Here is a 4,110-nt window from a genome sequence, read left to right as displayed (position 1 = left end):
CGGCCGGGACGAGCTTCTGCAGCCGACCGAGATCGACACCGGAGGCGGGGTTGGTCATCGCCGGGTTCACCCCGGCCCGTGCCAGCACGTCGGCCAGCGGCTCGACGGCCGGCGCGCCGGGCAGGCCGCCGACCGCCATCCACTCGACCACGGTCGGCTGGCCCAGCTGGTTGCAGTACACGCCCTGGACGAGGAACACCGGGCCGGGGACGTCGGCGAGCAGGACGGGTGCCTGCTGCCGGCCGAGCCTGACCAGCACCTTGTCGACGAGCCAGTCGACCACCGGGTGGATGTCGCTGACGTAGGCGATGTCCGGCCAGCTGGTCTTCCGGCTCGCGCGGGCCTGCTCCAGCCGGCGCCTGGCAAGCTCCCGATCGAAGGTCAGCTTCAGCCGCAGCCGTCCGTCCACCCGCTGGTCGGCCAGGTAGGAGCGGGGCAGGTCCGACATGCGGCGCTCCAGGTCGGCCGGGGCGTCAAAAGCGATCATCCCCTCCTCGTGGCGGAGCGCGAGCGCGTCCTCGGGCGAGTCGAAGACCTCCCGCAGCGCCTCGTCGACGAACCGTTCGGTGGAGGCGAACAGGGTTGGCACCCGCGCCCGCGCCGGCTGCGCGGCAACATGCGTCTCACCGACGCCACCGAGCAGATCGGCCAGCACGTCGTGTCGCGGGCCGGCGTCCAGTGACTCCTCCACGCCGCGCCCGGCGAGCAGATCCTGGATGAGACGGCGCTCCTCCCGGTCGGCCAGGTACTCCCCGGTGACCGCCTCGGCGCTGCCGAGGCTGCGGTGCGCCTCCGCCTCGCGGGCCAGCAGCTTCTCGGCGACCGTGGTGTCGTCCCTGGCACCGGCCACGGACGAGGTGAGGATCAGCGCCCGGAACCGGGGCTGGTACGCCTGGCCGTAACGGTCGATCCGGCCGTTACGCTGCTCGATGCGGATCAGGCTCCACGGCAGGTCGTAGTGCACCAGATGGTGGCACTGCCGGTGCAGGTTGACCCCTTCGGACGCCACGTCGCCGGTGAACAGCATCCGTACCGGGGCGTCCCGCTGGGAGAACTCCTCGACGATCCGCTGCTGGTCGGTGTCGGGCAGGCCGCCGTGCATGACCCGCACCGCGTCCCGGGCGGCCGTCCGCCCCGTGAAGCCCAGTGCCGCCGGTACGACGTCGGCCAGCCACTTCAGCGTCGCGACCCGCTCGGAGAACACCACGACCCGCACCTGGCTGCCCGGACCGGCCCCGATCTGGCGCAGCTCGCGCAGCAGGGCCGCCAGCTTGGCGGAGTCGGCGTCGGTCATGGCCGCCGCCAGCGTGCGCAGCCGGCCGAGCGCGGACCGCTCCTGAGCGTCGGTGCAGCCCGCCGACCGCAGCCGCGTATCGACGGTCTGTGCCAGCGCGTGATGCGAGGACAGGAACGCCTTCAGCAGCGTGTAGGGGAACAGCCGCCGCTCCCTGCTCACCGCGCTCGCCGTGTTCGGCGTGCTCACTGTGCTCGCTGGCTGCCGGCCCGCCGTCACCTCGGCCACGCCGTCGGGCGCGCCCTCGGGCGGCAGCCAGACCTCGGTGAGCTCGGCGAAGATCTTCTCCTCCGCGGCCGTGGCCGGGCAGCGTAACGGCACCGACGGGCCCCGCTCGGCCCACTCGTTGCTGATCTCGTCCCGGACCTCCGGACTGATCTTCGTCCGGCGCAGGTAGAGATGTTCGATGTCCTCTTTCGCGTAGTTCTCGACATCGACGATCGCGGCCGGGTCGAGCAGTCTGATCAGCTCGCCGAAGGACTTCTTGTCACCGTTGTGCGGGGTGGCGCTGGCCAGCAGCAGCGCGTCGGTACGGGAGGCCAGCAGCCGCGCCAGCCGGTTGCGCAGGCTCGTCGAACCGATCAGGTTGTGCGACTCGTCGATCACGACCGCGTCCCAGCCGATGTTCTCCAGGTGATGGCCGTACATGCCGACGTTCTTCAACGTGTCCACCGAGACGATGACCCGCTTGAAATAGGTGAACGGGTTGCGCCCGGCCGGGATCTCCCGCTGGATCCGCTCGATACCCACCGAGTCCAGCCGGACCAGCGGGAGGGAGAAACGCGTCCACAGCTCGTGCTGGAACTGCTCGAGCACGTGCTGCGGCGTCACCACGAGGATGCGCTCCCCCCGGCCGCGACGGACCAGCTCGGCCAGGATCAGCCCGATCTCCAGGGTCTTGCCCAGGCCCACCACGTCCGCGATCAGTATGCGGGGGCGTAGCCCGGCGAGCGCGAGCTCGGCCGGCCGCTGCTGGTAGACCTTCGGGTCGAGCACGAACGAGTCCGCCAGCGCCAGCCCGCGCTCGCCACGCGGCAGCGGCGTGCGGCGCAGCACCGCCTCCAGATACAGCCGGCCGCGCCGGAACCGCGGCGTGTCGTCGGCGACCAGGACGGTGTTCTCCGGGCGCAGCACCTCGACCGGCTCAAGCCCGTCGAAGAACGTCGCCTCACGGTCCTGGACGAACTCCGAGGCCCCCACCACTTTGATCATGTACCCGTCGTGCGCCGTCCGGACGGCGCTGCGCACCAGCCACTCCTCGTCACGAACGAGGACCCGTGCACCCGGCGCGTACGACCCGCGCCGCCCTGCTGTCACCAACGCCTGCCTTCCCTGTCCCTACGTCCTCTGCGTCGTACGTCCCCACGTCGCAGGCCCACCCCGACCTCGCACGCCCGCCTGTGACCGTGTCCCGAGACCCGGCGCCGGTACCAGCACCGACATCGATGCCGGCCCGGCGCTCCCTCCCCGCGGCCAGGCTCCGCTCAGAGCTCCGCGTTGCGGGCGTACTCGGCGCGCAGGCGCGTCACCAGCCACTCAACACTGACGGACGCCCGCGACGGTAACGCAGCCGGGCCCACCCGAGGACCTGATCCGTCCGGTACCGGCAGCACCCGCGTCGCCTGTGCGGCATGGTCTGTCCCGGTATTCCGCGTTTCTCCGCCCTCCGTGCCCCCAGCATCCACCCCCTCGGCCGCCCACTCGGCATGGTCCGAGCCGGATGATCCCCACGGGACCGCCGTCTGGTCGTCCCACGGCTCCTCCCGCGGGTCGGCGTCGTACAGCTCGGGCCCGCTAGCGGACGCGACGAACGTCCGGGCCACGAGACGGCGCCGCAGCCGCGCCCCGGTCCGGCCACCCGCGGTCGCGACGTCCATCAGGCCGGTCATCAACGCGTCCAGCGACGGCCGGGCGGCCGGCTCGAAGGCGAGCATCGCGCCGAGCAGCGACGCCAGTTCGGCCGGAACCGCGTCCAGATCCGGCCGGATGGCGGGATCGGCGATGTGGCCCAGCAGCGCGTAGCCACGGACCCCGGGATACAGCGAACGTCCGGTGGCCGCGAAGACCAGGGTGGCGCCGAGCGCGTAGACGTCGGCCGCCCCGGTCAGCTCCCGGTCGCCCCGGGCCTGCTCGGGCGGCATGTAGGCGAGGGTGCCGACGACCCCGCCGGGCTCGGTGAGCTCCCGCTCGTGCCTCCGCTCCAGCAGCAGCGCCAGTCCGAAGTCGATCACCTTGGGGCCGTCCGGACCGAGCAGGATGTTCTGGGGCTTGAGATCCCGGTGCAGCAGCCCGACCTGGTGGATCTTCTCCAGCCCCTCGATGAGCGCCGCGCCGAGGATCGCGGTCAGCGGCGGGTCGAGCACTCCTCGCAGCTCCACATGCTGGCGCAGGGTCCGCCCGGGGACATATTCGACAGCGCACCAGGGCGGATCGTCCTCAAGACCGGCGTCCTCGAACCGCGCCACCCGGGCGCCATAGATCATCCTGAGGTTCTCGACCTCTTCGGAGAAACGCCGCCGGACAGCCGGATCCGCGACCAGGTCCGGTTTGATGACCTTGAGGGCCACCTTCTCGGCCGCAGTCGACATCCCCAGATACACCTGGCCCATGCCACCCGCCCCCAGGCGGCCACGCAGCTCGTACGGGCCGACCCGCACCGGGTCCGACGGGAGCAGCGCGTCCATGATCCCCTCGCCCCCAGCCCCAGGAACCGTCCACGATGACCGCGAACAGGATGACCGCGGACAAGTAGTTTAGAACAGTCAGCTCATTAACGGTCACACCGGGCATCAGCAACGGCTCAGCCCCCACCCAGC

Annotated in this window: 2 protein-coding genes; both read right to left on the bottom strand. The window is 71.4% G+C overall.

The window, feature by feature from the left end; all coding sequences use genetic code 11:
* Nucleotides 1-2,542 (bottom strand): DEAD/DEAH box helicase (locus tag NBW84_RS22045; RefSeq protein ID WP_250287051.1); only part of this gene is annotated, 2,542 nt, incomplete at its 3' end.
* 236 nt (nt 2,543-2,778) lie between these two features.
* Nucleotides 2,779-3,978, bottom strand: coding sequence for a serine/threonine-protein kinase (locus NBW84_RS22040; protein ID WP_250287048.1), 1,200 nt, complete (start codon nt 3,976-3,978; stop codon nt 2,779-2,781).
* Between the last annotated feature and the right edge of the window lie 132 nt (nt 3,979-4,110).

Origin of the sequence: Protofrankia sp. CiP1_Cm_nod2 (assembly GCF_920664355.1) — a bacterium.
Lineage (GTDB): Bacteria > Actinomycetota > Actinomycetes > Frankiales > Frankiaceae > Protofrankia.
The sequence above is the reverse complement of the archived record's forward strand: the minus strand, read 5'-3'. Positions and strand labels throughout refer to the sequence as shown.

Bases quoted from the DNA above. Each gene is read 5' to 3' on its own strand.
- NBW84_RS22040 (WP_250287048.1), bottom strand. From the start codon at position 3,978: ATGGACGCGCTGCTCCCGTCGGACCCGGTGCGGGTCGGCCCGTACGAG.